Origin of the sequence: Spirillospora sp. CA-142024 (assembly GCF_050942325.1) — a bacterium.
GTDB lineage: Bacteria > Actinomycetota > Actinomycetes > Streptosporangiales > Streptosporangiaceae > Spirillospora.
Genome location: NZ_CP192077.1, coordinates 3,770,277 through 3,794,827, shown reverse-complemented (window position 1 = coordinate 3,794,827; position 24,551 = coordinate 3,770,277). Strand labels below are relative to the sequence as shown.

The 24,551-nt window shown below is 72.9% G+C and carries 23 protein-coding genes; 15 read left to right on the top strand and 8 right to left on the bottom strand.

The window, feature by feature from the left end; genetic code table 11:
- Nucleotides 1–23: 23 nt before the first annotated feature.
- The gene (locus ACQPZP_RS18355) at nucleotides 24–332 is read right to left on the bottom strand and encodes a hypothetical protein (RefSeq protein ID WP_433478827.1); all 309 of its coding nucleotides are present in this window, start codon (nucleotides 330–332) and stop codon (nucleotides 24–26) included.
- A gap of 581 nt (nucleotides 333–913) precedes the next feature.
- Between ACQPZP_RS18355 and ACQPZP_RS18350 the strand changes: the two genes are divergently transcribed.
- Nucleotides 914–1,780 carry a helix-turn-helix domain-containing protein gene (locus ACQPZP_RS18350; RefSeq protein ID WP_433469995.1) on the top strand — a complete coding sequence of 289 codons (867 nt, stop codon included), beginning with the start codon at nucleotides 914–916 and terminating at the stop codon, nucleotides 1,778–1,780.
- A gap of 9 nt (nucleotides 1,781–1,789) precedes the next feature.
- On the opposite strand, the gene paaI is transcribed toward ACQPZP_RS18350, so the two are convergent.
- Nucleotides 1,790–2,227 carry a hydroxyphenylacetyl-CoA thioesterase PaaI gene (gene paaI / locus ACQPZP_RS18345; RefSeq protein WP_433478826.1) on the bottom strand — a complete coding sequence of 146 codons (438 nt, stop codon included), beginning with the start codon at nucleotides 2,225–2,227 and terminating at the stop codon, nucleotides 1,790–1,792.
- 111 nt (nucleotides 2,228–2,338) lie between these two features.
- On the opposite strand from paaI, the gene ACQPZP_RS18340 reads away from it, so the two are divergent.
- The 9 genes from ACQPZP_RS18340 to ACQPZP_RS18300 all read left to right on the top strand — a co-directional run bounded on the left by ACQPZP_RS18340 (nucleotide 2,339) and on the right by ACQPZP_RS18300 (nucleotide 10,817).
- Complete coding sequence (locus ACQPZP_RS18340) at nucleotides 2,339–2,740, top strand: nitroreductase family deazaflavin-dependent oxidoreductase (RefSeq protein WP_433478825.1); 402 nt, start codon at nucleotides 2,339–2,341, stop codon at nucleotides 2,738–2,740.
- A 105-nt stretch (nucleotides 2,741–2,845) separates the two neighbouring features.
- Nucleotides 2,846–3,943 (top strand): phosphotransferase enzyme family protein, encoded by a 1,098-nt coding sequence (locus ACQPZP_RS18335; RefSeq protein WP_433478824.1) that lies wholly within the window; start codon nucleotides 2,846–2,848, stop codon nucleotides 3,941–3,943.
- A gap of 136 nt (nucleotides 3,944–4,079) precedes the next feature.
- Entirely contained in the window at nucleotides 4,080–4,946 is an 867-nt protein-coding gene (locus ACQPZP_RS18330; protein WP_433478823.1) for an NAD(P)-dependent oxidoreductase, read from the top strand.
- Nucleotides 4,947–4,999: 53 nt separating this feature from the next.
- On the top strand, nucleotides 5,000–5,389 hold the full coding sequence (locus tag ACQPZP_RS18325) for a VOC family protein (RefSeq protein WP_433478822.1): 390 nt from the start codon (nucleotides 5,000–5,002) through the stop codon (nucleotides 5,387–5,389).
- A gap of 13 nt (nucleotides 5,390–5,402) precedes the next feature.
- The gene (locus tag ACQPZP_RS18320; RefSeq protein ID WP_433478821.1) at nucleotides 5,403–6,005 is read left to right on the top strand and encodes a class I SAM-dependent methyltransferase; all 603 of its coding nucleotides are present in this window, start codon (nucleotides 5,403–5,405) and stop codon (nucleotides 6,003–6,005) included.
- 67 nt (nucleotides 6,006–6,072) lie between these two features.
- On the top strand, nucleotides 6,073–6,900 hold the full coding sequence (locus ACQPZP_RS18315) for a hypothetical protein (RefSeq protein ID WP_433478820.1): 828 nt from the start codon (nucleotides 6,073–6,075) through the stop codon (nucleotides 6,898–6,900).
- Nucleotides 6,897–7,991, top strand: coding sequence for a hypothetical protein (locus ACQPZP_RS18310; protein WP_433478819.1), 1,095 nt, complete (start codon nucleotides 6,897–6,899; stop codon nucleotides 7,989–7,991). The genes ACQPZP_RS18315 and ACQPZP_RS18310 overlap by 4 nt, the downstream gene beginning before the upstream one ends.
- Before the next feature lie 7 nt (nucleotides 7,992–7,998).
- A complete protein-coding gene (locus ACQPZP_RS18305) occupies nucleotides 7,999–9,471 on the top strand; it encodes a hypothetical protein (protein ID WP_433478818.1) in 1,473 nt (490 codons plus the stop codon).
- Nucleotides 9,468–10,817, top strand: a complete 1,350-nt coding sequence (locus ACQPZP_RS18300) for an AAA domain-containing protein (RefSeq protein WP_433478817.1) — start codon at nucleotides 9,468–9,470, stop codon at nucleotides 10,815–10,817. Before ACQPZP_RS18305 ends, ACQPZP_RS18300 begins: the two co-directional genes overlap by 4 nt.
- A gap of 6 nt (nucleotides 10,818–10,823) precedes the next feature.
- Here ACQPZP_RS18300 and ACQPZP_RS18295 read toward each other — a convergent pair whose 3' ends face one another.
- Nucleotides 10,824–11,612, bottom strand: coding sequence for an ABC transporter ATP-binding protein (locus tag ACQPZP_RS18295; protein ID WP_433478816.1), 789 nt, complete (start codon nucleotides 11,610–11,612; stop codon nucleotides 10,824–10,826).
- A 187-nt stretch (nucleotides 11,613–11,799) separates the two neighbouring features.
- Here ACQPZP_RS18295 and ACQPZP_RS18290 point away from each other — a divergent pair, with 187 nt between their 5' ends.
- The 3 genes from ACQPZP_RS18290 to ACQPZP_RS18280 all read left to right on the top strand — a co-directional run bounded on the left by ACQPZP_RS18290 (nucleotide 11,800) and on the right by ACQPZP_RS18280 (nucleotide 13,751).
- Entirely contained in the window at nucleotides 11,800–12,315 is a 516-nt protein-coding gene (locus ACQPZP_RS18290; RefSeq protein WP_433478815.1) for a hypothetical protein, read from the top strand.
- 423 nt (nucleotides 12,316–12,738) lie between these two features.
- Nucleotides 12,739–13,428 carry a hypothetical protein gene (locus ACQPZP_RS18285; RefSeq protein WP_433478814.1) on the top strand — a complete coding sequence of 230 codons (690 nt, stop codon included), beginning with the start codon at nucleotides 12,739–12,741 and terminating at the stop codon, nucleotides 13,426–13,428.
- A gap of 107 nt (nucleotides 13,429–13,535) precedes the next feature.
- On the top strand, nucleotides 13,536–13,751 hold the full coding sequence (locus ACQPZP_RS18280) for a hypothetical protein (RefSeq protein ID WP_433469010.1): 216 nt from the start codon (nucleotides 13,536–13,538) through the stop codon (nucleotides 13,749–13,751).
- 31 nt (nucleotides 13,752–13,782) lie between these two features.
- On the opposite strand, the gene ACQPZP_RS18275 is transcribed toward ACQPZP_RS18280, so the two are convergent.
- Nucleotides 13,783–15,417: a chromosome segregation ATPase gene (locus ACQPZP_RS18275; protein WP_433478813.1), complete on the bottom strand. Its 1,635-nt coding sequence runs from the start codon at nucleotides 15,415–15,417 to the stop codon at nucleotides 13,783–13,785.
- 97 nt (nucleotides 15,418–15,514) lie between these two features.
- A complete protein-coding gene (pip, locus tag ACQPZP_RS18270) occupies nucleotides 15,515–16,474 on the bottom strand; it encodes a prolyl aminopeptidase (protein WP_433478812.1) in 960 nt (319 codons plus the stop codon).
- Nucleotides 16,475–16,529: 55 nt separating this feature from the next.
- Between pip and ACQPZP_RS18265 the strand changes: the two genes are divergently transcribed.
- Nucleotides 16,530–16,754, top strand: a complete 225-nt coding sequence (locus ACQPZP_RS18265) for a hypothetical protein (RefSeq protein ID WP_433478811.1) — start codon at nucleotides 16,530–16,532, stop codon at nucleotides 16,752–16,754.
- Between the two features lies 1 nt (nucleotide 16,755).
- Here ACQPZP_RS18265 and hrpA read toward each other — a convergent pair whose 3' ends face one another.
- Nucleotides 16,756–20,688, bottom strand: a complete 3,933-nt coding sequence (gene hrpA, locus ACQPZP_RS18260) for an ATP-dependent RNA helicase HrpA (protein ID WP_433478810.1) — start codon at nucleotides 20,686–20,688, stop codon at nucleotides 16,756–16,758.
- 216 nt (nucleotides 20,689–20,904) lie between these two features.
- On the opposite strand from hrpA, the gene ACQPZP_RS18255 reads away from it, so the two are divergent.
- Nucleotides 20,905–22,329 carry a protein kinase domain-containing protein gene (locus ACQPZP_RS18255; protein ID WP_433478809.1) on the top strand — a complete coding sequence of 475 codons (1,425 nt, stop codon included), beginning with the start codon at nucleotides 20,905–20,907 and terminating at the stop codon, nucleotides 22,327–22,329.
- Here the strand turns inward: ACQPZP_RS18255 and ACQPZP_RS18250 are convergent.
- Together ACQPZP_RS18250 and ACQPZP_RS18245 are read right to left on the bottom strand one after the other, a co-directional pair.
- Nucleotides 22,314–23,813, bottom strand: coding sequence for an NADH-ubiquinone oxidoreductase-F iron-sulfur binding region domain-containing protein (locus tag ACQPZP_RS18250; protein WP_433478808.1), 1,500 nt, complete (start codon nucleotides 23,811–23,813; stop codon nucleotides 22,314–22,316). The genes ACQPZP_RS18255 and ACQPZP_RS18250 overlap by 16 nt on opposite strands.
- Nucleotides 23,810–24,502 carry a hypothetical protein gene (locus ACQPZP_RS18245; RefSeq protein WP_433478807.1) on the bottom strand — a complete coding sequence of 231 codons (693 nt, stop codon included), beginning with the start codon at nucleotides 24,500–24,502 and terminating at the stop codon, nucleotides 23,810–23,812. Before ACQPZP_RS18245 ends, ACQPZP_RS18250 begins: the two co-directional genes overlap by 4 nt.
- Between the last annotated feature and the right edge of the window lie 49 nt (nucleotides 24,503–24,551).

Here is a 24,551-nt window from a genome sequence, read left to right as displayed (position 1 = left end):
GCCGCCGTTCGTTCCGGTCTGACTCAGCGGGCCTGCAGGGAGGTCGCCCGGATCGCGAGGCGCTCGCGGAGCATGTCGACGGCCTGGTCGATGTGCGGGGCGGCGGCCTGGGCGCGCACGCGCCGGCCGTCCAGCTCGACGACGGCCTGGGCCAGGGCCGGACGCGGCAGCGACCGGTCGGCGACGACGCTCAACGTGACCTGGACGGACGTGACGCCGCGGGCGCCCGCCAGCGCGTCGCGGACGGCGCGCTCGGCCGCCGCGCGCTCGTGCGCCGAGACATCGCCCGAGGTCAGGAACCGGATCTCCGGTCGCTCACGGGTCGCGTTCATGTATGTCCCCTAGATGCGAGGTTGTGATCATCTGAATGCCTGCGAGGCGGTTGTCACCGCCTCTGGTGGGTCAACGCCGCAGACGGCCGAAACCACGCCCGTACCGGACGAGAGCTTCATCACTCGGCGGCCGGCCGCCCGGCCCCGCGCCCCGCAATGTTCACCAGAATGCGGCACTGGCGACATTCACGCGTCATACGACGACCTGCGGAATGGCTTGTCAGGATTGGCTGTCGCAATACCGGAGAACGGACGACAATTCGTGCACCGATCATGACCTGAACGCCAGAAAAATGACCGGCCGGCCAACTCCGTTGTAACGGCGGGGCCACTGTCCGCATCCGGACCACCACCGACCGCACTGGTCACACGGGACGTGTCCGCCATCCGCCCCATGTCAGGCGCCCATTGGGCTGCTGCGATGCGAAGCACCATTCATGCTCCCCAAAAACGCGCTCGCATCCTCTAACATAGTGCGGTGCCGTTCCGCCCCCGAGCAGACCCGTCGACTGGCTGGTGACCCCTTGGTCCAGGATTCAGCTGCCCCAACACCTCCGTCCGAAGGTGATCCGGCCGGACGGCTGATCGATTATCCGCGCCGGGGCGGCCCGACCGTCCTGCGCATTCTCCTCGGCGCGCAACTGCGGCGGCTGCGCGAGGCCCGCGGCATCTCCACCGAGCAGGCGGGATACGAGATCCGCGGCTCCCACTCCAAGATCAGCCGGATGGAGCTGGGCAGGGTCGGCTTCAAGGAACGCGACGTCTCCGACCTCCTCACCCTCTACGGCGTGGCCGACCCCGCGGAGCGCGCCCCGCTGCTGGAGCTGGCCAAGGAGGCCAACACCCCCGGCTGGTGGCACCGCTACGGCGACATCCTGCCGAGCTGGTTCGAGGTCTATCTCGGCCTGGAAGAGGCCGCCTCCCTCCTGCGCACCTACGAACTGCAGTTCGTCCCCGGGCTGCTGCAGACCGAGGACTATGCGCGCGCCGTCGTCCGGCTCGGTTACTCCGACGCCTCCGACGAGGAGGTCGAGCGCCGGGTCCAGATCCGCACCACCCGGCAGGAGCGCTTCACCTCCCCGGAGGCGCCGACGCTGTGGGCCGTCCTGGACGAGGCCGTCGTGCGCCGCCCGCTCGGCGGCCGCGGAGTGATGCGACAGCAGATCGAGCACCTGATCGAGGTGTCGGAGCTGCCCAACGTGACGCTGCAGATCGTGCCGTTCGGAGCGGGCGGGCACGCCGCGGCAGGCGGGCCGTTCACCATCCTGCGCTTCGCCGAGCCCGGCCTGTCCGACGTCGTCTACCTGGAGCAGCTCACCAGCGCGCTCTACCTCGACAAGCCGACCGACGTCGACACCTACATGCGCGCCATGAACAACCTGTGCATCACGGCCGAGCGCCCCGACGACACCGCGCACTACCTCACGAGCGTCCTGAACGACCTCTGATCCGCGCGCTCAGGCCCCGCCGCCGAGGACACGCTCGTCCCGGCTGCGGCTGCCGCCGCGGAATTCCGCGATGACCTCGCCCTCCGGAACGCGGCGCACCGTCACGTCGTAGATCCCGCTCCGGCCGTAACGGACGCGTTCGACCGCGGTCGCTTCCAGGACGTCCCCTCCGCGCGCGCTCGCCACGAACACCACCTCGGCGGACGCCGCGACCGTCACGGCGTCGTGGCTGTTGCACGCGTAGGCGAACGCGGAGTCGGCGAGCAGGAACAGGTAGCCGCCGTGGGCGATCCCATGCCCGTTCACCATGGTGTCGGCGACCGTCATCCGCAGCCGCGCACGCCCCGGCGCGATCTCGGTGATCTGCATGGCGAGGTCCTGCGCCACCTTGTCCTGCGCGTACATCGTCTCGGCGCACCGCCGCGCCACCTCTGCCGAGTCGTCCACCAGCCCAGGGTAATGATCGCGGAATCGGGAAGCGCATCGCCGGGAAGGTCGACTCGGGTCGCGGGGTTACACGAGCGAGCCCCAGGGCCGCACGCAGACGAAGGAGTATCGATGCTGTACGGGAAGAAGCACGTCGAGCGCTACCAGGAGACGGACGGCGCGGAGGGACACGCCTGGCAGGGCACCGTCACCCTCTTGCTCACCACGACCGGCCGGCGTAGCGGCAAGGAGCACACGACGCCGCTCATCTACCAGCCGGAGGGCGACTCCTACCTTGTGGTGGCGTCCAAGGGCGGCGCGGACGATCCCCCGCTCTGGTACCTGAACCTCCAGGCGAACCCCGAGGTGACGGTGCAGGTGATGGGCGACAAGTTCACCGCGCGGGCCCGTACCGCGACTCCCGAGGAGAAGCCCCCGCTCTGGCGGAAGATGGCAGCCACGTGGCCCGACTACGACGAGTACCAGAAGAAGACGAGCCGCGACATCCCCGTCGTCGTCCTCGAACGCGCCTGAGGCGCGGGACCGCGCGGTCCGCTTTCGCCGTGCGGCCGGGACGTGTAGCGTCGGCGTAGAACATCCATTCGACCGCCGTACGTCCGACGCAGCCGAGGTGCCGAGGTGCCGACGTCACGCAGTGCCGACATCGAACACAGGGCTGACGCCGCACTTGAGGCCGATGCCGAGCCGCTGCCGCCACGGCTGCTGCGGCGCTGGGAGATCGGCGCTCCGGACACGGCGGCCCCGCTGGACGCCGCGCCGGGCCGCCGGTGCTGGCGCGTCGACGCCGGCGGCGGCGCGTTCTTTCTCAGGGAGTACACCAGTCCCGACCGGCGGCAGGTGCTGTTCCGGCACGGCGTCACGGCGGCGCTCGACGCGGCCGGCCTGCCGGTGCTCGCACCGGTCCCGGCGCGCGGCGGCCGGACACTGGTCACCGCCGCCGGCCGCGGATACGTCCTGTACCCGTGGGTCGGCGGGCGCGGGCGCGGCGGGCTGGAGCTGACGTTCGTCCAGTGCGAGGCCCTCGGCGGGCTGCTCGGCCGCCTGCACGCCGCGCTCGACGAGCTGACTCCGCCCGTCCAGCAGAGCATGCTCGTGCCGACGCCGCGCGCGGCCGACGCGGCCGTCGCCGTCGAGGAGATGCTGGAGGACGTCCCCGGAGACGAGGACGGCACCGACTTCGACGCGCTGACGGGGCGCCGCCTGCGTGAACGCCGCGACCTGCTCACCGAGTTCGCCGGGCACCAGCCGCCCGACATCGAGGTGAGCACGGTCGGGCACCTGCACGGCTCGTTCCACGCCGGGCATCTGCGCTACGGCGGATCGGGCAACGTCACCGCCGTCCTCGGCTGGGACGGCCTGACGACCGGCCCGGTCGCCGGCGAGGTCGTGCGCGCGGCGGCGCGGCTGTTCGCCTGCGAGGACGAGCGCGGCCTGGACCTCGACCGGGTCCAGGCGTTCGTGCGCGGGCACCGTTCGGCCTTCCCCCTGGACGCCGGGCAGATCCAGTCCGCGGTGCACCGCGAATGGTGGGAGCGGCTCTGCGACGTCGCGCCGCTGCGGCACCGGTACCTCGGCGAGGACGGCACCGGCGGGCGCGGCCCGGCCTCGCTCGTGAACTGGTGGTCGGCGCAGCTCGAGCGCACCCTCGACGCCTTCGCGACGCCGTACACCGCCGTGTACGCGGACGCGCCGGGCGACAGCCCCGCCTACGGCTGACCGCCGATCGGCCGCCGCCGCAGCGCGATCCGTGCTCCGCGACGGGTAGGGACACCCCGGGATGCGCGAGCGCGCGCACTGTGCCACGCTTGTCCCGCACCATTCTGTATCGAACAGTCCAAAAGGAGCGGAAGAGATGACTCAGGTCGCAGTGCTCGGCACCGGGATCATGGGCGCCGCGATGGCCCGGAACCTGCTCAAGAACGGCCATCGGGTCGCGGTCTGGAACCGCACCCGGTCCCGCGCGGAGCCGGTCGCCGTGGACGGCGCCGCCGTCGCGGACTCCCCCGCCGACGCCGTCGGGGACGCCGAGGTCGTCATCACGATGACGAACGATGCTGAGACGGCCCTCTCGGTGATGGCCGACGCCTCGTCCGCCGTGCGCGCCGGGCAGGTGTGGGCGCAGATGGGCACGGTCGGCGTCGCGGACGTCCCGGCGCTGGCCGGGTTCGCCGCCGAGCACGGCCTCACGTTCGTCGACTCCCCTGTCCAGGGCACCAGGCAACCCGCCGAGCAGGGCAGGCTGATGGTCCTCGCCGCCGGCCCGCAGGACGCGCGGAAGATCCTGGAGCCGGTCTTCGGCGCGGTCGGGAGCCGGACGATCTGGCTGGACGAGGACGGCGCGAGCGGCGCGGGCACCCGGCTCAAGCTCGCCGCGGTGAGCTACGCCATCTCGCTGACCTCGGTCGTCGCCGAGTCGGTCGCGCTGGCGGAGGGGCTCGGGCTCGACCCGGCCCGGCTCGGCGAGGTCCTCACCGGCGGCCCGCTCGACAGCCCGTACCTGCAGATCAAGATGAAGGCGATGCTCGCCCGGGACTTCGAGCCGAGCTTCGCCGTCCGCAACGCCGAGAAGAACACCCGGCTGATCCACGAGTCCGCCGAGGCGGCGGGCATCCGGGTCGACGTGAACGACGCGGCGGGCGAGCGGTTCCGGCGCGTGATGGAACAGGGACACGGCGACGAGGACATGGCCGCCACCTACCGCGCGAGCTTCGGCGGCTGACGCCCGCGTGCCGGGGGCGTGCACCGGGCCGCGCCCGGGCGAGGATGGTGACCATGGACGTGCTCAGCAGCCGCATCATTCTCCGCCCGGGCGACCCGGCGCACACCCAGCGCTTCTACCGTGACGTGCTGGGCCTCGCGGTGTACCGGGAGTTCGGCCCGGCCGACTCTCCAGGCGTGGTGTTCTTCCTCGGCCCCGGCTTCCTGGAGGTGTCGGGTCACGGTGCGGGCGAGACGGGTTCGTCCCCGATGATCTGGCTGCAGGTGCGGGACGTACGGGCGGAGCACGAACGGCTCTCGGCGGCCGGGGCGCGCGTCACCCGGGAGCCGCGCGAGGAACCGTGGGGCCTGGTCGAGATGTGGATCGAGGACCCCGACGGCGTCAAGATCGTTATCGTGGAGGTCCCGGAGCGGCATCCGCTGCGCCGCGACCCGCGCTCCTGACCCGGCGGTGACGATGACCGACGACTATTGGAACCACAACACGCACTACCACGATGTGGTGCTGCGCAACGTGCCGCGCGGGTGCGGCGAGGCGCTGGACGTCGGCAGCGGGGACGGCCTGCTCACCCGCCGTCTCGCGCCGCGCGCCGCGCACGTCACCGGGCTCGACCGGTCGCCGGAGATGGTCGCGAAGGCGAAGAGCCTGAGCGAGGGCATCGGCAACGTCGACTTCGTCGAGGCCGGGCTGCTGGAGTACGACCTGCCCGACGACCACTACGACTTCGTCTGCAGCGTCGCCGCCATCCACCACATGGACTTCACCAAGGGCATGGCGGCGATGCGCGACGCCGTCCGTCCGGGCGGGAACCTGGTGGTGATCAGCCTCGCGAACAACCGGGGACCGCGGGAGTGGACGTTCTCGGCGTTGGGTCTCCCGGCGCACTACGTCCACCGATTCAGGAACCGGCGGCGTGCGGGCGAGCCCGGCGCCCCGGTCGTCGATCCCGACATGACCTGGGGAGAGGTGCGGGACGAGGCGCTGCGGCTGCTGCCCGGCGCCGTGTTCCGGCGGCATCTGCTGTGGCGCTATTCGATCGTGTGGCGGAAGCCGCGCTGATCCCGTCCAGGTGCCGCAAAACTGGAAAACACTGGAACTGTCCGGAAGTACCTGTACTGTCTGCGCCATGTCCCGGTCCCCCGGCATGCCGTCCCCCGACGAGCTGGAGACGCGCATCAGCGAGCTGCGCGCCGCCGTGCGGCGGGCCATGTCGACCGGCGACCGGCGGGAGGCCCGCCACCTGCGCACCGAGCTGCGCAAGACCGAGAAGGCATGGGACGACGCCGTCCTCGGCGAGCCCGCGCCCGCGCCCCGCGAGGACGGCGAGCGCGGTCTGCTGCCCGTGCGCGAACAGGTCCACCAGGCCCTCACCCTGCTCGGCGCACCGGCCGCGCCCAAGCTGATCGGGTCGGTGTACGCGGCGTTCTTCCCCGGCGAGATCCCGGGAAGCCGGCTGACGAGCCTGCGGCGCGACGAGGAGCGCTCCTTCCGCACCGCCCCCTACGCGCGCCCGTACTACCTGTGCGCCGCGCTGACGGCCGACCTGCTCGCCCCCGCGCGCGGGCTGCTCACGGTGAGCACCTGGCCGCTGGAGCAGCGGATCGTCGGGCCGCTGAGCCCGCGCACCGACTTCCTCACGTCGGCGGCCCGCCTCGCCGAGCATGCCGGGCGCGGGAGGCCGTCGCCCGATGTGCAGCGGCTCCTGTGGCGTTTCGCGTCCAACATTCCCGGTGCGGTCACCGGTACGGTCGGTACAGTCGATCCGGCCGTGCTCGCCGAGGCCGCACGGGCCGAGCTGGACGTGCACCGGGATCCGGACCGGCGGCGGCGCGAGTCCGCCGCGACACGCGCCCGGGACCGGCTCGACGACGCGGAACGGCTGTTCGGCAGCCGGCTGCGGGCCCTGCGGGATTCCGGCCGACGCCCCGCCAGCAACGGAGAGATGGACCGATGACCGAGACCGCGCCGGACCTGGACCGGCTGCGCGGCGGCACGCCCCCGCGCAACCACGACGCCCGCACGATCGCCGCGCTGACCTCCAACCCGGGGTGCGCGCGCCGCGGGGTGATGGACGCGGCGGGCGTCGACAAGGACGCGGTGGCGCGGCAGCTGGGCTTCCCCGCGCCGTTCGGCCAGTCGCAGTTCGCGATCACGCGCGGGAACGCGTTCGAGGCGCAGGTGAAGGCGGACGGGTGCGCGGAGCTGCTGACGCTGCTGCGCGAAGGGCTCGGTCTCGCCGTCCCCGAGGTCGCCTACGACGACCTCGAGGTGGTCGCGGGCAACGAGGGCCGCGAGCTGCGGCATTCGCGCACCCGGCGGCTGGTCGCGCGGGCGCTGGAGACCGGCGAGGGCACCCTTTTCGACCATCCGCTGCTGCGGCTGGAGATCGCCGGGCATCCCGCCTACCTGGAGCCGGACGTGATCGCGTTCCAGCTCGCGGGCCGGCTGCACGTCATCGAGATCAAGTCGTTCGCCGTCGTGGACGGGCAGGCCGAGCCCGAGCAGGTCGCCGCGGCGGCCCGCCAGTCGGCGGTGTACGTGCTGGCCTTGCGGCGGCTCGTGGCCGAGCTCGGGCACGACCCCGCGCGCGTGTCGCACGACGTCTTCCTCGTGTGCCCGGAGAACTTCTCCAACCGTCCGACGGCGACGCCGCTGGACGTCCGGCCGCAGCTCGCCGTCCTCGAACGGCAGCTCGCGCGCCTCACCCGCATCGACGACATCCTGGTGGAGCTGCCCGGCGACCTGACGTTCGAGGCCGGGGAGGAGCTGGCCGCGTCCGTCCGGGCGGTCGAGGCCCGGTACGCGCCCGAGTGCATGTCGGGCTGCGAGATGGCGCTGTTCTGCCGGGACGAGGCGCGCGCGTGCGGCGCGACGGGCGCGCTGGGCCGGTCCGTCCGCGACGACCTCGGCGGTGTCGACACGATCGGCACGGCGCTCGCGCTGGCGGACGGGTCGCTGCACCCGTCCGACGACCTGGCCGAGACGGCCGAGCAGCTGCGCGCCGCGGCCCGGCTGCGCGACGAGGCACTGCACGGGGTCGCGTGATCCGTCCATGAGCGCGCTGTCCTCGCTCGCGCGGTTGCAGGCGGTGGCCGCCGGGATCGCGCAGCCCCTCGCGACCGTGCGGCACTGCCACGTCTCCGACGCGCCGCTGGTGCTCGTCCCGCTGAAGCTCTCCGGGGAGGCCGCGGCGCCGCTGGCCGTGATGGTCGGCAGCGCGCCGGACGACCCGGCGCTGCTGGTCGTACCGCAGCCGCGCAACCGCGACCTGCGGTTCGCGTTCGCGGCGACCCTGGCCAAGCTCGTCCTGAACCACATCGAGACGAGCCGGGGCGCGGTCGAGGAGCTGCCGCCCGGCAAGGAGGGCGAGGAGCGGATCCGGTACGGCGACGCGCCGCAGCTGCTCGTGCCGAACCGGGGCGGTGTCGCGTTCCTGCGGCTGATGGGCCGGTCGACGCGGTTCCGCAGCACCGAGGGCCCGTACGCGGTGGATCCGGCGGTGCCGGTGCTCGGCCGCTGGCTGACGTGGTTCGCCGACCGGCACGACCATCCCGGTTCGTCGCTGCTGGGCGCGACGACCGAGCTGCTGCGGCTGCACTGGGCGACCGGGCAGAGTTCGCTGGAGGACGGCAACCTCGCGGCGCTGATGGGCTGGATCGACCCGCCGGACGGCCTGGACGGCCCGGCCGCCGCGGCACGCGCCGAGGACCCCGTGGTCTGCCCGCCCGCCGGCCCGACGACCGATCCCACCTTCGACAACGAGGTCCTCGCGCCGGCCATCGCCGCCTACGACCGGTCGGGCGGCGGATCCCGCGCGGAGGAGCGGCTGCACGCCGCGCTCGCCGGTCAGCTCACCCCCACGTGGGACCTGATGTGGCGGGCCGTCGAGCTGCTCCGCGCGCTGCCGGAGGGGGCGAGCGTCCCGCGCCGCTGGGAACGCGACCGGGACGCCTTCACCTACTACCACCAGACGTTCGGCGAGGCGTACCCGCAGGCGCGCCGCGACCCGCCCGTCCGCGCCGCGCGGCGCCTGCACGATCTCGAACGCGCCCAGGACGCCTACGACGCGCAGCGGGCGTTCGACGACCCGCTGGTGATGGCCGAGCACCGGCTCGCGGGCCAGGCGTTCGGAGGGACGGTCACCGAGTGCGACCCGGACCGGCTGGACGAGACCGGCAAGCGGCCGAAGCTCCGTCCCCTGCTGTGGGTCGGCACGCGGGACCCGGTGCGGCTCGACGCCGGCACGACCGTGTGCAGCGCGGCCAGGCCCGCGCTGAAGGGGAGGATCGTGGAGATCGCCGACGGCGCCGTGCTGCTGGAACTGACCGGCGGGATGGGCCGCAAGCTCACCCCGGAGCCGGGCGTCCTCCCGGAGGCCGGCGACCGGGTGACGTTCACCTCGCTGACGGAGGGCTCGTTCGGCGCGGCGAAGTTCCCCGACCGGGAGGACACGCCGTGGACGCACGGCGGTCCGCCCGGCGAGTACGTGCCGACCGACGAGGACGCCGAAGAGGAATGGTCGTGACCGAGAACGCGAGCCGCCACCTGGTGTCGGTGGCTTCGGACGATCTCGACCCCGCCGCCGCGGCGGCGCGGGTCGTGGAGGACGTTCTGGCCGGCCTCGCCGGCGACCACCGCGGTGTGGTGGTCGACTCCCCGCCCGGGGCCGGGAAGTCCACGCTCGTGGTGCGGGCGGCCGCGCACCTGGCCGAGGCCGGCGAGCGGCTGATGATCGTCGCGCAGACCAACGAGCAGGTCGACGACCTCGTCGAGCGGATCGCCGGGAAGCATCCCGGGATCTCGCTGGGCCGGTTGTCGGCGTCGGGGTACGTCCCGTCCGAGCGGGTCCTGGCGTATCCGTCGGTGCGGGTGGCGCAGAAGGCCGACGACCTCGCCGAGCACACCGTGGTCATCGCGACCGCCGCCAAATGGGCGACGCTCCAGGACGGGTCGTGGCCCTGGGCGATCGTGGACGAGGCGTACCAGATGCGCTCCGACATGCTGCTGCGCCTCGCCGGGCGGTTCGAGCGGGCGCTGTTCGTCGGCGACCCCGGCCAGCTCGACCCGTTCTCCACCGTGGAGGTGGAGCGCTGGGCCGGCCTGACCTGGGACCCGATGCGCAGCGCCGTGTCCGTCCTGCTCGCGCACAACCCGGACCTGCCCGTCCACCGGCTGCCGGTGTCGTGGCGGCTGCCCGCGTCGGCCGCGCCCGTCGTGTCGCAGGCGTTCTACCCGTTCACCGGGTTCCGCGCCGGCACGGGCCCCGGCGACCGGCGGCTGGAGTTCGGGGCGCGCGGCATGGGCACCACCTACGACCACGCGCTCGAAGAGGCGGCGGCCACCGGCTGGGCCCTCTACGAGTTGCCCGCCCGGCACACGATGCGCACCGACGCCGAGGCCGTCCGCGCCACGGCGGCGCTCGCCGTCCGGCTGCTGCAGCGCGGCCCCGTCGCGCACTCCGAACTCGGGTCGAACCCCGTGGACGCGGGCCGCGTCGCGATCGGCGCCGCCCACCGCGACCAGGTGACCGCGATCCGCGCCGCGCTCGGCCCGCACGGGGAGGGCATCACCGTCGACACCGCGAACCGGCTCCAGGGCCGCGAGTACGACGTGACGGTCGTCCTGCACCCGCTGTCGGGACGCCGCGACGCGACCGCGTTCCACCTGGAGTCGGGGCGGCTGTGCGTCCTGACGTCACGGCACCGGCACTCCTGCGTCGTCGTCGCGCGGGCGGGCATCCCCGAACTGCTGGACGCGCACCCGTCCGCCGAACCGGTGCACCTCGGCGTGCCGGTGAAGTTCCCCGACGGGTGGGAGGCGAACCAGTCGGTCCTCGCCCACCTGGCCGCGCACCGCGTCGCGGCCGGCTAGCGCCGGTCAGCCACGTCCGGCGGTCGCGGCCCAGCGGCCGTTGTGCCGGTTGATCGTGATCGGATGGTCGAAGCACGCGCTGACCAGCTCCGTCGTCAGGACGTCGTCCGCCGGTCCGGAGGCGAGCACCTGGCCCTCGCGCAGCAGCAGCGCGTGGCTGGTGCTGACGGGCAGCTCCTCCAGATGGTGCGTGACGAGCACCGTCGTCAGGTCGGGACGGTCGGCGCGCAGCTGGTCGATGCTCGCCAGCAGCCGCTCGCGGGCCGCGACGTCCAGGCCGGTGGCGGGCTCGTCGAGCAGCAGCAGCGGCGGATCCGGCATCAGCGCCCGCGCGATCAGCGTCCGTCCCCGCTCCCCCTGCGACAGGTTCGGCCAGCGGGCGTCCGTCCGGGGCGTCAGCCCCATCAGCTCGATCAGCTCGTCCGCGCGGCGCAGATCGTCGCCCGACGGCGTCCAGCGCGGCACGAGCTCGATCGTGCCCGTCACACCCGTCAGGACGATCTCCCGGACGGTCCGCGCCGACTCCAGCGGATGCCGCGGGTTCACCTGGCCGATCAGCCTGCGCAGCTCCTGGACGTCGACGCGGCCGAGCCGGCGCCCGAGGATCTCCGCCGTGCCGCGCGTCGGATGCGTGTAGGCGCCGAGAATGCCGAGCAGCGTGCTCTTGCCCGCGCCGTTCGGCCCGATCAGCGCCCAGTGCTCACCGCGCAGCACCGTCATCGTGACGCGGTCGAGCAGCGGCCGCCGCTCCCGGACCAGATCCATCTTGTCGGCGTTCAGCACGACCTCGGACACGGAACCTCCCGTTCATCGGTATGGGGGCGCGCGGGGATGGGCGGCGCGCGGAAACGCCGAGGACCGGGATCGCCGGAACGGACACGGCAGTAACGATCTTCAACGTACCCGAGTGCCCCGCCTGGTACGAGCGAGGCGTCCGGACGGATACTGTGAGAGCCGGTGCCTCAGCGATCAGGGGAGGGACATGGAGGACATCGGCTTCATGTGCGCCCGCTGCGGCGGCGAGGTGCACGACGTGACGCACAACCGCGAAGGCTCGCTCGACGGCGTCGGCTACCGCCACAACCGGCGGGTGGAGCCCTGGGACCACCAGCTGGAACTCGCGGTCGGCGAGCCCGCCCCGCAGGACCAGTCCTGCGACTTCTGCGGCGCGCCCGCGCCGAGCTGGCTCTACTACCCCACGCTCGACCCCGACGACACCGACATGTTCGAAGTCGAACTCGACACCACCCACCTGTCCGACGACGACACCGCCGTGGCCGTCCTCAACATGCTCTATCCGTGGTACGGATGCGACACGTGCTCCGTCCTCGTCGCCGACCGCAACATCGACCTCCTCATCGACCGGGCCCTCGACACCACCCCCGTCCCCGAGGACGGCCACATCGACGAGGACACCGTCCGCGCCCGCCTCCGCGGCTCCTTCTCCGTCTTCTTCACCACCCGCCCAGGCCGCCCCCAGCCATCCAGAGCTGTGTAGCTTTTGCTTTTTCTCCTCCTTCGGGCCTAGCGGCCCTCCATCGTCGATAAAAGCGGGCGATCGCCGGCATCGCTCCGGCTCGCCTAGCGGCTCGCTGCGCGATCAGGTTCTCGCAAGCTCGAACCTGCCTTCGGACGCGATCGCGACGATTGAGGTTGTTGCGTGGTTGCGGCGGTGGCTGAGGTCACCGCGCCCGTGCGGCACCTCCGGCTGAGGACGGTCAGGCTTCCCAACGGCCACGGGCTCTGCGCTCTTTGCGGCACTGGTGACCTGCCTTGTGGAACGGGCGGCGGGGGCTCTGCGTCTGTGTGACGTCGGCCGATGCCGGTGGGGGTGGGGATACCCCCGGGGGCGGTTTGTCGGTGCGGGTCATTAGGATCGGTCCCGTTTTGTGTGGTGCTTTTGGGCACGGGGGGAAGTGTCGTGATCATTGAAAGACGGTTCCATGGGCCGGACGGGTCGGGGAACGGCGGTTATGTGGCGGGGCGCCTCGCGGGGCGGGTGCCGATCGACACGGTGACGGTGACGCTGCGGAAGCCGCCGCCGCTGGACACCGAGCTGACCGTCACGGTCGAGGACGAGTGGGGGCACAGCGCGCGGCTCTGGCACGGTGAGCGGCTCGTCGCCGAGGCGCTCGCCGGGGCGATCGTGGTGCCGCCCATCCCGCCGGTCCCGTTCGAGCGGGCGCTGGAGGCGGCGGAGAAGTTCCGGGCCGTGGAGAACCATCCGTTCCCCGGCTGCTTCGTGTGCGGGCCGGAGCGGGAGCCCGGCGACGGGCTGCGACTCGAACCCGGCTCGGTCGGTGAGGCCACCGTCGCGACACCGTGGGTTCCCGCTCGGGTGCCCGAGCGGGAACTGGTCTGGGCCGCGCTGGACTGCCCGGGCGGCTGGTCGTTCGACGTCGCGAGCCGCCCCGCCGTGCTCGGCACCATGACCGCCCAGGTCATGGACGTGCCGGAAGCCGGTGAGCAGTGCGTCGTGATGGGGCTCGCGCGCAGCCGCGAGGACCGCAAGATGCACGCGGCGACCGCACTGTACGGGGCCGATGGGCGGCTGCTGGGCCGCGCCGAGCAGATCTGGATCGAGGTCGACCCCGAGACGTTCGCGCGCTGATCACGGCCAGGGGCGGCCCCGTTCGTGGAAATGTGTCGTCCGACACTGTCGCCCGCGCCGGATCCGCTGTTCAATCTGAGCTTCCGCGGAAAAACGGAGGCGGACTGATGCGCGGAGACGGATTACTCATCCTGGGGCTGGCCGCTCTGGCGGTCTACATGGGCATTCACTGGGAGCGTGCCCGCCGCGCCGCGTTGGACATGCGGCAGAGCCGCCGGAGGGCCGTCACCCTGCGGCAGACCGTGGTGAAGGAACGCGGCCAGGTCATGGCGATCACCGCGGTGGCGGCACTGGCGCTGTTCCTGGTGGTCAGGTACGGCTGAGCCCGGGCGGTCGGACCACCCGGGCGTGGGCTCAGTGGCCGGAGAAGAGGGGGTCGTCCCGGTCCACGGCGTTGAAGGGACGGCCGTTGTTCGGAGGGTTGCCGCCCTGCACCGGGTGGCCGCCGGTGGTCGAGCCCGGCGCCCCGTTCGGGACGGGTGCCCCGTTCGGGATGGGCGCCCCGTTCGGGATGGGCGCCCCGTTCGGGATCGGTGCCCCGTTCGGGATCGGTGCCCCGTTCGGAATGGGCGCTCCCAGTGGGACCGGGGCCCCGTTCTGAGCGGATCGATTCTGGCCCGACCCGTTCTGCGCGGGGGCGCCGTTCGGCACGGGACCGCCGATCGGGGGCGGGCCGGGCGGCATGCCGGCCGGCTGCGGCTGCGGCCCCGTCGCGGGGGACGGCATCCCCTGCGCGGGCTGCGGGGGGCCACCGCCCGGCATCCGCCCGCCGGGCGGGAAGTTGGACGACAGCGTGTGGTGGGTGAACTGGTCGATCTGGCGGCGGGCGCGGTCGGCCTCGGCGCGGGCGGCGTCCCGCTCCTCGGCGAGGGCGGTCAGCGCGGCCTGCTGCTCGGCGACCGACTGGGACAGCTGGCGCAGCTGGACGGACTGATCGTTGACCTTGCCGGTCAGCTCGTCCCGCTCGGCCGTCGCGGCCTCGGCCTGCGCGCGTGCGGCGTCGCGCTCCTTGGCGGCCTCGTCGGCGCGCGCGTTGGCTCGGACGACCTCCGCCTCGGCCTCGGACTGGGCGCGCAGCGCCGTGGTGCGCTCGGCCTCGGCCTTGCTCGCCGCCTGCATGGCGCGCTGGCGCTGCGCCTCTGTGTCCCGCATGCCGTTGCGCAGATCCTCGGCGCCCTGCTTGGCGACCGCGGCCTCCACGCGCAGCGACTCGGCGGCGCCCTCGGCCTCCGCGAACTTGGAGTGCAGGCCGACGAGCTCGGCCCGCGCCGCCTCCAGCGCGGCGAGCAGCTCGGTCTCGCGCGCCGCGACCCGGTCGCGTTCGCTCTCGGCGGCGAGCTTCGCCGTCATCGACTGCTGCGCGATCTGGTGGGCCTCCTCCCACGCCTGCTGCGCGGCGTCGCGCTTGGCGGTGGCGAGCTCGGCCTCCTCGCGGGCGCGACCGGCGTCCTCCTCGGCCGTCGCGGCGCGCTTGCGCGCGGACGACGCCTCCTGCCACGCCTCCTCGGCCTTGCGCTGGGACGCGTCGCGCTCGCTCTGGGCGATGGCGAGCTCGCGGGCGGCCTCGGCGCGCACCTCGGCCACGCGACGCTCGACGCCGGCGACGCTCAGCTCGGCGGTCAGCGAGCCGGCGAGCAGATCGGCGGCCTTCTCCAGCCGCTCGACCATCTCCCAGGCCGAGGCGACCTGCCCGGTGAGGCCCGGCGCGTCCCGGCCGCGGTCGCGGCGGTCCCGTGCCTCGCGGGCGCAGGCGCCTTCGTTGTCCTGGCAGTAGCGGATGGCGCGGGAGGCCCCGACCGGCTGCGGGACGGGACGCCCGCAGTTGGCGCACGGCCACACCGTGACCGGGTCGCCCATCCGGGCGACGGCCATCTCGGTGGATTCCCCGGAACCCGTGCCCCCGCCCCCCGCGCCTTCGGCGACCGCGCCCTGGGGAGCCGCGGCCGTCTCCTCGGGGCCGCTAATGTCGCGCTCTTCGCTGTTAGGCATGGAATGAACCATACGCACTACTTCGCGTTGCTGCAGTGACTTGCGAGGTAGATGTGGGGGCGACCACGTCGCAGCGAAGTGAGTGTTCCGGCCCGGATCACCGTCCGGCGAAGCGGTCCGTGGCCTCGATGAGCCGGTCCCTGGTACCGGGCTCGGAGCCGCCGTGACCGGCGTCCTCGACGATGTGGAACTCCGCTTCGGGCCAGGCGCGGTGCAGATCCCACGCCTGGTCCGGCGGCGTCTTCATGTCGTATCGGCCGTTGACGATGACGGCGGGGATGTGCCGGATCCGGTCCACCCCCGCGAGAAGGCCGCCCTCCGGGAGGAAGCCACCGGCGGCGATGTAGTGGTGCAGGATGCGGGCGAACGCCACGATGAGCGCATCGTCCACGTCCGGTGGCGGGAGCGGCAGCAGGGTGTTCGCCGTGTCCTCCCATCTCATCCAGGCACGGGCGGCCGGGACGTGGACCGCCGGATCCGGGTCGCCGATGCGCCGGCCATAGGCGCCGACGAGGTCGTCCTGCTCGGCGGCCGGGATGGCGTCCCGGAACGCCGCCCATTCGGCAGGAAACAGGTGCGCCGCGCCAGTGGGGGTGAACGCCCATGCCTCGTCCTGCGGGCGGACGAGGTAGATCCCACGCAACACCAGTTCGGTGACCTGGGCCGGGTGGGTCTGCGCGTAGGAGAGGGCGAGGGTGCTGCCCCAGCTTCCGCCGAACACGAGCCAGCGGTCGATGGACAGGTGCTCGCGCAGCCGCTCCATGTCGGCGACCAGGTGCGGCGTCGTGTTGTGCTCCAGCGACACCGCCGGGTCACTGGCGAACGGGAGGCTCCGGCCACAGTTCCGCTGGTCGAACAGGACGATCCGGTACGCCGACGGGTCGAAGAACCGCCGGTTGGCGGGCAGTAGCCCGCCGCCCGGCCCGCCGTGCACGAACACCGCCGGCTTGCCGTCCGGGTTCCCGCACGTCTCCCAATAGATCCGGTTCCCGTCGCCCACGTCGAGCAGTCCGGTCTCGTACGGCTCGATCTCCGGATAGAACTCCCTCAAGGCCATGTCCCAGTCATACCCGATAAACGATCATGCGCCGGGTCCCACTAGCCTCCGCGGTATGAAACAGCCGAGATGCTCGCAGTGCGGGAGCGAGGACGCGGAACCGGGCTTCGTCGAGGACGCGGGGGAGCACTCCCGCGGTTACGCCCGCTGGATCGCCGGGCCGCTGGAGCGCGGCATCTTCGGCGGCGCCAAGCGCATGGGACGGCAGCGCTGGCAGATCGACGCGTGGCGGTGCCGCCAATGCGGGCACCTCGAACTGTTCGCGAGCGAACCCGCCTGAGCTAGAGCTGGGCCATCGCCTTGCGGATGCGCTTGTCGGAGACGGGGAAGCGCGTCCCGATCTGCTGGGCGAACAGGCTGACCCGGAACTCCTCCAGCATCCAGCGGATCTGCCGCGCCGGCTCGTCCTCGCGGCGCGACGGGTGCAGGCGGCGCAGCGTCTGGTCGTACTCCTGCTGCAGGACGTCGACCTGGTGCGCGAGCATCCGGTCGCGTCCCGGGTTCTCGGGGAGCTTGTCGAGCCTGACCTGCAGGGCGCGCAGGTAGCGGGGCAGGTCGGGCAGCCGCGCCCAGCCCGTCGCGGTGACGAATCCCAGGTGGATCAATGATTCCAGCCGCCCGCGGATGTCGGTCAGCGCGGGGACGAGTGTGAGGCTCGTCGTGCCGCGCAGCCGCCGGTCGACCTCGTGGGCCTCGGCGAGGATCCGCTCGACCAGCGCCACGATCTCCGCCGTCGCGTCGTGCAGATCGGCGCGGACCCGGTCGTACAGGGCGCGGAAGCCGTCCTCGTCCCACGCGGGCCCGCCCGACTCGGCGATGAGCCGGTCGGCGGCGGCGGTGACGCAGTCGTCGAAGAGCGCCGCCACCGAGCCGTGCGGGTTGTGGCTGAGCGCGAGCTTGCCCTTGTTGGTCAGGCGGCCCTGGATGAGCTTCACCGGGGACGGCGCGTTCAGCAGGATCAGCCGCCGCGTGCCGAGCCACATCGCACGCCGCTGCTCGGCCTCAGTCTCGTACATGCGGACGGCGACGCCGCCGCCCTCGTCGGTGAGCGCGGGATACGCCTTGACGTCGTATCCGGCCTGGTTGCGCTCGTAGGTTCGGGGCAGCTCGCCGATCGTCCATTCGGTGAGCCCGGAGCGTTCGATCGTGGAGGCCGCCTTGGACAGCGTCCCACGCACCTTGCCGGAAAGGCGGCGCTTGAGCTCGTCCAGGCCGGTCCCCTCGCCGAGGGTGCGGCCACGATCGTCCACGACCCGGAACGTGATGCGCAGATGGGCGGGCAGCCGGGACGGATCCCACGCCTCCCTCGCGACGGGCACGCTCGTCATCGCGGTCAGCTCGCGTTCCAGGGCGTCCAGCAGAGGCTCGGTGCGCGGCGCGACACGGTCCAGGACCTTGCGGGCGTAGTCGGGCGCCGGGACGAAGTTGACGCGCAGCTGCTTGGGCAGCGACCGGATCAGCTCGGTGACCAGTTCGGTGCGCAGGCCGGGCACCTGCCATTCGAAGCCGTCCGGTCGCACCTGGTTGAGGACCTGGACGGGGATGTGCACCGTGACGCCGTCGGCGTCGGTGCCGGGCTCGAACTGGTAGGTGAGGCGGAGGCGCAGCGGGCCCTGCTTCCACACGTCCGGGTAGTCGGACTCGCTGACGCCGTCCGCGGTCTGGTTGATGAGCATCGACTTCTCGAACCCGAGCAGGTCGGGGTCGGCGCGCCGGGCCTTCTTCCACCAGGCGTCGAAGTGCCTCCCGGAGACGACGTCCTCGGGGACGCGCTCGTCGTAGAAGTCGAAGAGGGTCTCGTCGTCGACGAGGATGTCGCGGCGCCGGGCGCGGTGCTCCAGCTCCTCCACCTCGTCCAGCAGGGCGCGGTTGTCGTGGAAGAACCGGTGGTGGGTCTCCCAGTCGCCTTCGACGAGGGCGTGCCTGATGAACAGCTCGCGAGACAGCGCGGGGTCGATGCCCCCGTAGTTGACGCGGCGGTCGGGGACGATCGGCACGCCGTAGAGCGTGACCTTCTCGCGCGCCATGACGGCGGCCTGCCGCTTCGACCAGTGCGGCTCGCTGTAGTTGCGCTTCACCAGGTGCTGCGCGAGCGGCTCGATCCAGTCGGGCTCGATCTTCGCGTTGATCCGTCCCCACAGCCGGGACGTCTCGACCAGCTCGGCCGACATCACCCAGCGCGGTGGCTTCTTGAACAGCGACGAGCCCGGGAAAACGGCGAACTTCGCCCCCCGCGCGCCGAGGTACTCCTGACCGCGCCGCTGCTTCTCCTTCTTCTCGGCGTCGAGGAGGCCGATGTGGGAGAGGAGGCCGGCCAGCAGCGACGTGTGGACGCGGTCGGGCGGCGCGTCGGCGGTGTTGAGCGTGACGCCGAGGGACTTGGCGACCTGCTTGAGCTGACCGTGCAGGTCCTGCCATTCGCGGATGCGCAGGAAGTGCAGGAACTCGTTCTTGCACATGCGGCGGAACGCGCTGCCCGACAGCTCCTTCTGCTGCTCGCGCAGGTAGTTCCACAGGTTCAGGTAGGCCAGGAAGTCGGAGGTGGGATCGGCGAACCGGCGGTGCCTGTCGTCGGCGGCCTGCTGGTGCTCGGCGGGACGCTCCCGCGGGTCCTGGATGGACAGCGCCGCCGCGATGATCAGCACCTCGCGGACGCATCCGTTGCCGTCCGCCTCCAGGACCATGCGGCCCAGCCGGGGGTCGACGGGCAGCTGGGCGAGCCGGCGGCCGAGCGGGGTGAGCCGCTTGCGCGGGTCCTTCTCGGCCGGGTCGACGGCGCCGAGCTCGTGCAGGAGGTCGACGCCGGCCTTGACGTTGCGGCGGTCCGGCGGCTCCACGAACGGGAACGCGGCGATGTCGCCGAGCCCGAGCGAGGTCATCTGCAGGATGACCGACGCGAGGTTCGTCCGCAGGATCTCCGGGTCGGTGAACTCGGGACGGGACTCGAAGTCCTCCTCGGAGTACAGCCGGATGCACACGCCCTCGGACACGCGGCCGCAGCGGCCCTTGCGCTGGTTCGCCGACGCCTGCGAGACCGGCTCGATCGGGAGCCGCTGCACCTTCAGCCGGTGGCTGTAGCGGGAGATGCGCGCGGTGCCCGGGTCGACGACGTACTTGATGCCCGGGACGGTCAGCGACGTCTCGGCGACGTTCGTCGCGAGCACGACGCGCCGTCCGCGATGCGGCTGGAACACGCGGTGCTGCTCGGCCGACGACAGCCGTGCGTACAGCGGGAGGACATCGGTCGTCCCCTTCTGCCGGGTGAAGTGCTTGGTGAGCGCGTCGGCGGTGTCGCGGATCTCCCGCTCTCCGCTGAGGAAGACCAGGACGTCGCCGGGGTCCTCGCGTCCCAGTTCGTCCACCGCGTCGACGATCGCCTGTATCTGGTCGCGGTCGGGGTCGGCGGACGGGTCGTCCGGATCGGTGATCGGCCGGTACCGCACCTCCACCGGGTACGTCCGGCCGGACACCTCCACGATCGGGGCGTCGTCGAAATGCTCGGAGAACCGCTCCGGATCGATTGTCGCCGAAGTGATGATCACCTTGAGGTCGGGGCGGCGCGGCAGGATCTCCTTGACGTAGCCGAGCAGGAAGTCGATGTTGAGGCTGCGCTCGTGCGCCTCGTCGATGATGAGCGTGTCGTACTGGCGGAGCAGCCGGTCGGTCTGGATCTCGGCGAGCAGGATGCCGTCCGTCATCAGCTTGACGAGCGTGTCATCGCTGGAACGGTCGGTGAACCGCACCTTGTAGCCGACGGTGTCGCCGAGCTCGGTGCCGAGTTCTTCGGCGATCCGGTCGGCGACCGTGCGCGCGGCGAGCCGCCGCGGCTGGGTGTGCCCGATCGAGCCGAGCACGCCCCGGCCCAGCTCAAGGCAGATCTTGGGGATCTGGGTGGTCTTGCCGGAGCCCGTCTCGCCCGCGACGATGACGACCTGGTGGTCGCGGACCGCGGCGAGGATGTCGTCCTTCTTCTGCGCGACCGGCAGCTGCGCCGGATAGGTGATCGCGGGCACGGCGAGGCGCCGCCGGTCGACCCGCCGCTCGGCGGCCTCGACGTCGGCGGTGATCTCCTCGGTGACCTTCGCGCGGCGCCCGGCGTCCCGCATCTTCTGGACGCCGTCGATCCGGCGGCGCAGCCGGTGCTGGTCGCGCGGCATCAGCCGCGGCAGGCGCGCGCGCAGGTCCGCGAGCGGCGATCTCACACTCGTCCCCATAACCATCGACAAGGATAGGGTTCCAGGCCCCCGGCCCCGCTCACCCCGCAAACCTTCGCACCGTAGCCGGACCGGCCCGCCCGGGGCGATCCATTTTCCCGAGGGAACAACGTCCGCACACGGAACCGCATTCCGCGGGGAACGCCACGCACCGCACCGGATCCTTCACTCAAAGACACTGCGCCGGGCGGCGCCGATCGTTCATGATTGGGCAACGTGGAGCACCCGACCGCCGCCGGCCGCTACCGGATCGACCGCCTGCTCGGATCGGGCGGCTTCGCCTCGGTCTGGCTGGGCCACGATCCCGAACTCGACTCCCCCGTCGCGATCAAGATCCTGGGCGAGCACTGGACGCTGCGCACCGACGTGCGGGACCGGTTCGTCCAGGAGGCGCGGCTGCTGCGCCGGGCCGACTCGCACCGGCTGGTCCAGGTCTTCGACATCGGTGAGCTGCCGGACGGCCAGCCCTACTTCGTGATGACCTACGCCGACCGCGGCACGCTGGCGGAGCGGCTCGCGGACGGGCCGCTGCCGCCGGACGAGGCCCTGCGCACCGCCCGGGAGATCAGCCGGGGCGTGCAGGAGCTGCACGACCTCGGCGTGGTGCACCGCGATCTGAAACCGTCCAACGTGCTGCTGCGGTCCGCGTCCGGCGGCGGCGAGCGGATCATGATCTCCGACCTCGGCATCGCGCGGACCGAGGACCACCTTTCGAGCCTGACGCTGCCGGCCGGTTCGCCCGGGTACATGGCGCCCGAGCAGACGCAGGTGGACGGCGCCCCCGACCGGCGCGCCGACATCTACGGCCTCGGCGCGCTCACCTACCACCTGTTGACCGGAGAGCCGCCCGCGACGCCGGCGCGTTCACCAGGCGAGACCCGGCCGGCGATCCCGCCCGCCGTGAACACGGTCGTGCTCCGCGCGCTGGAGCCCGACAGGGAGCGGCGCTGGGCATCGGCCGCCGAGTTCGGCGAGGCCCTGGCACGGGCCGCCGCCGACATCGGCACCGATCCGTTGCCGGAGCCGCTTCCGAAGAGGGGCAGGGTCTCCCGTCCGAGCAGGCGGCGGATCGTGATCGCGGTGGCCGGGGCGATGGCCGTCGCGGTGGCGGCCGCCGTCCTCTGGGGATTCACCGGCCGGAGCGGCGGCGGCGATTCCGCGGCGGACGAGCGGGACGCGCGGTGGCTGCGCCCGGGATCCGACGTCCCGGCGCGGTACCGGGATCTGATCGTCCAGGCCGGCACGTGGTGCGATATGCCCGGGCTGAGCCCGGCGCTGATCGCGGCGATGCTGAAGGCCGAGAGCGGGTTCGACCCGCGCCTGTCCGACCCCGCGAAGGACGAGTACGGCATCGCGCGGTGGACCCCGCGCGTGCTGGTGTTCTGGCAGCCCGGCGGGCTCGACAACCCCGAGCCGAGGCCCGCGCAGATCACGCCGGAGCTGTCGATCCCGGCGATGGGCCGGTTCCTGTGCTTCTGGGGCAAGGACCTGAAGAACGTGCCGGGCGATCCGGCGCTGAACCTCGCCGCCGCCTACCGGAGCTCGGCGAAGACCGTCGTGAAGACGGGCGGCGTCCCGGCCCGGTTCAAGCCGTACACCGAGAACGTGCGCCGGTACATGGACGACTACCGGCCGCGCTGAGCCCCCTTCTCGTGCCCGGTGCGCGGGACGAGCCGGAGCGCGAGCCCCGGGCACATGGCGACGGCGCGTCTCGCGTCCGCCTCCAGCCGCGCCGGGATCGGCTCGGGTGGGATGACCGGATAGTCGTACTCGTCCATCCGGACCGTGCCGCGCAGCACGTCGGCGCAGAGGCCGTGACCGTCGCAGCGGCTCCAGTCGACCTCCAGGCTCAGCTCCGCGCCGGTGTCGGCGGGCAGGACCCCGCGGACGGGCCGGCCGCATCCGCCCTCCGCCGCGTGCCGGTCGACGTCGGCCGCGAAGACGTCCAGGGCCGACAGCGCGAACCGGGCCGAGCCGTCGGGATGCGCGCACGCTCCGCGCCCCACGACCATCCGGGCGGCGCGCCGGACGGTGTCGCGCGCCGCGGCCGCGTCGCGTCCGGCGGCGAGGTCGGCGAACGCGCCCGCGACGTCCGGCAGGCCGAGCCGGCACGGGCCGCACTGCCCGGCCGACTCGGCCGCCAGGTAGCGGGCGACCCGCGCGCACTCGCCGAGCGGACACGTGTTCCGGCCGACCGGCATGACGATCCCGGCGCCGAGGACGCCGCCGGACGCCGCCAGCCCGGCCCGCGACACCCGGGTGCGGGCCGCGGCCTCACCGCTCAGCCAGGCGCCGTGGTAGCCGCCGACCAGCACCCCCTCGCCGGCGCGGGCGCCGCACAGGTCGAGGAGGTGGCCGAGCGGCGCGCCGGCGGAGGTCTCGATGACGGCGGGGAACCGGGCCGAGCCGGTGACGGTCAGCAGCACGGTGCCGGGTTCCTCCGCCGTCCCCGCCTTCGCGTAGGCGCGCGGCCCCAGCCCGGCGAGGACGGCGAGCTGGGCGTAGGTCTCGGCGTTGGACAGCAGGGTGGGCAGCCCGTCCACGCCCCGGGTGGAGGCGCGGCCCTTGCGTCCGGGCGGGATCGGGCGGCCCCCGTTGATGCCGCGGACCAGGGCGCCGCTCTCCCCGGTGACGAAGTGCTCGGGCAGCCGGACGGTGCGGGCACGGGCGCCGAGACCCCGCTCGGCCATCGCCCGCTCCACCGAGCGGGCCGCCTCCTCGTCGGTCACCGCGACGATGATCTCCACCGAGCCGAGGGCGGTCGCCGCGAGCGCCGCGCCGTCCAGGATCAGGTGCGGGGCGCGGCGGAGCAGCACCTTGTCCTTGGCGCTGCCGGGCTCGCCCTCGGTGCCGTTGACGACCACGACGGTCCGCTTGCGGCGGCGGACGGCGCTGCCGGCGGTCGCGCCGACCTTGCGGGCGAAGGGGAACGCGGCTCCGCCCCGGCCGTGCAGCCGCCCCGCCTCGCAGAGCGCGATGAGCTGCTCGGACGTGAGGGGCCGCGGCACGGGGTGCAGGGCGCGGTGCGCGTCCCAGTCGAGCCGCGCCGCGCCCTCCAGGCCCTTGGTGAGACGCGGCGGGCCGATGTGCCGGACCGCGATCTTCGGACGTACCGGCGCGTTCACCGCGCCCTCCCGGCCCGCCTCGCCAGGACCGGCCGCGCGGCCAGGGCCACCGCCACGCCGGCGAGGCAGATCAGGTACCCTCCCGTCACCCAGCGCGCGGGCGCGCGACCGGACGTCAGCCCGTGCAGGACGCCGATCGGCCAGGCCGCGTACGCGGCGAGATGCAGGACCCGCCACACCCAGGGACGGCGGGCGGCGGCGAACCGGCCCCGGGCGACACCGCCCGCGAACGCCACGACCAGCAGATAGAACGCGAGCGTGCCGAGCCCGTAGTCCCCCAGGTGGTGGAAGGAGAGCGGAAGGAAAGCCTGGACGGCCCCGACCCTGTGCCGTGCCAGCTGCGAGGTCAGGTGCAGTATCAGCATCGCCACGGCGATGAACGCGAGTGCCCTGTGCACCGCCTGCGCGTGCACGCGGCGCGCCGGAGAGAGGATCACGCGATCAGTGGCGACCACCCCGACCATGACCGTCAGCGAGAGCGACACCAGCGCGAAGACACCGCAGTAGAAGTCGAGGAACGACCCGATGGCGCGCAGTTCCGGCAGGAGCACGCCCGACGAGATCCCGAGCCCCAGCAGGACTCCGACGGCCCCGGTGGCCGCCGCCGACAGCAGGACGCCCCGCGGCACCCGGCCCCGGCCCGGCGCCCGTGCCGGCGGCTCCTTCTCGGCGGGGCCGCCCGGCCCCATGAGGAACGCTCTCGTCCCCTCGTGAGCGATTCCCCGCGGTCCCCCGGTG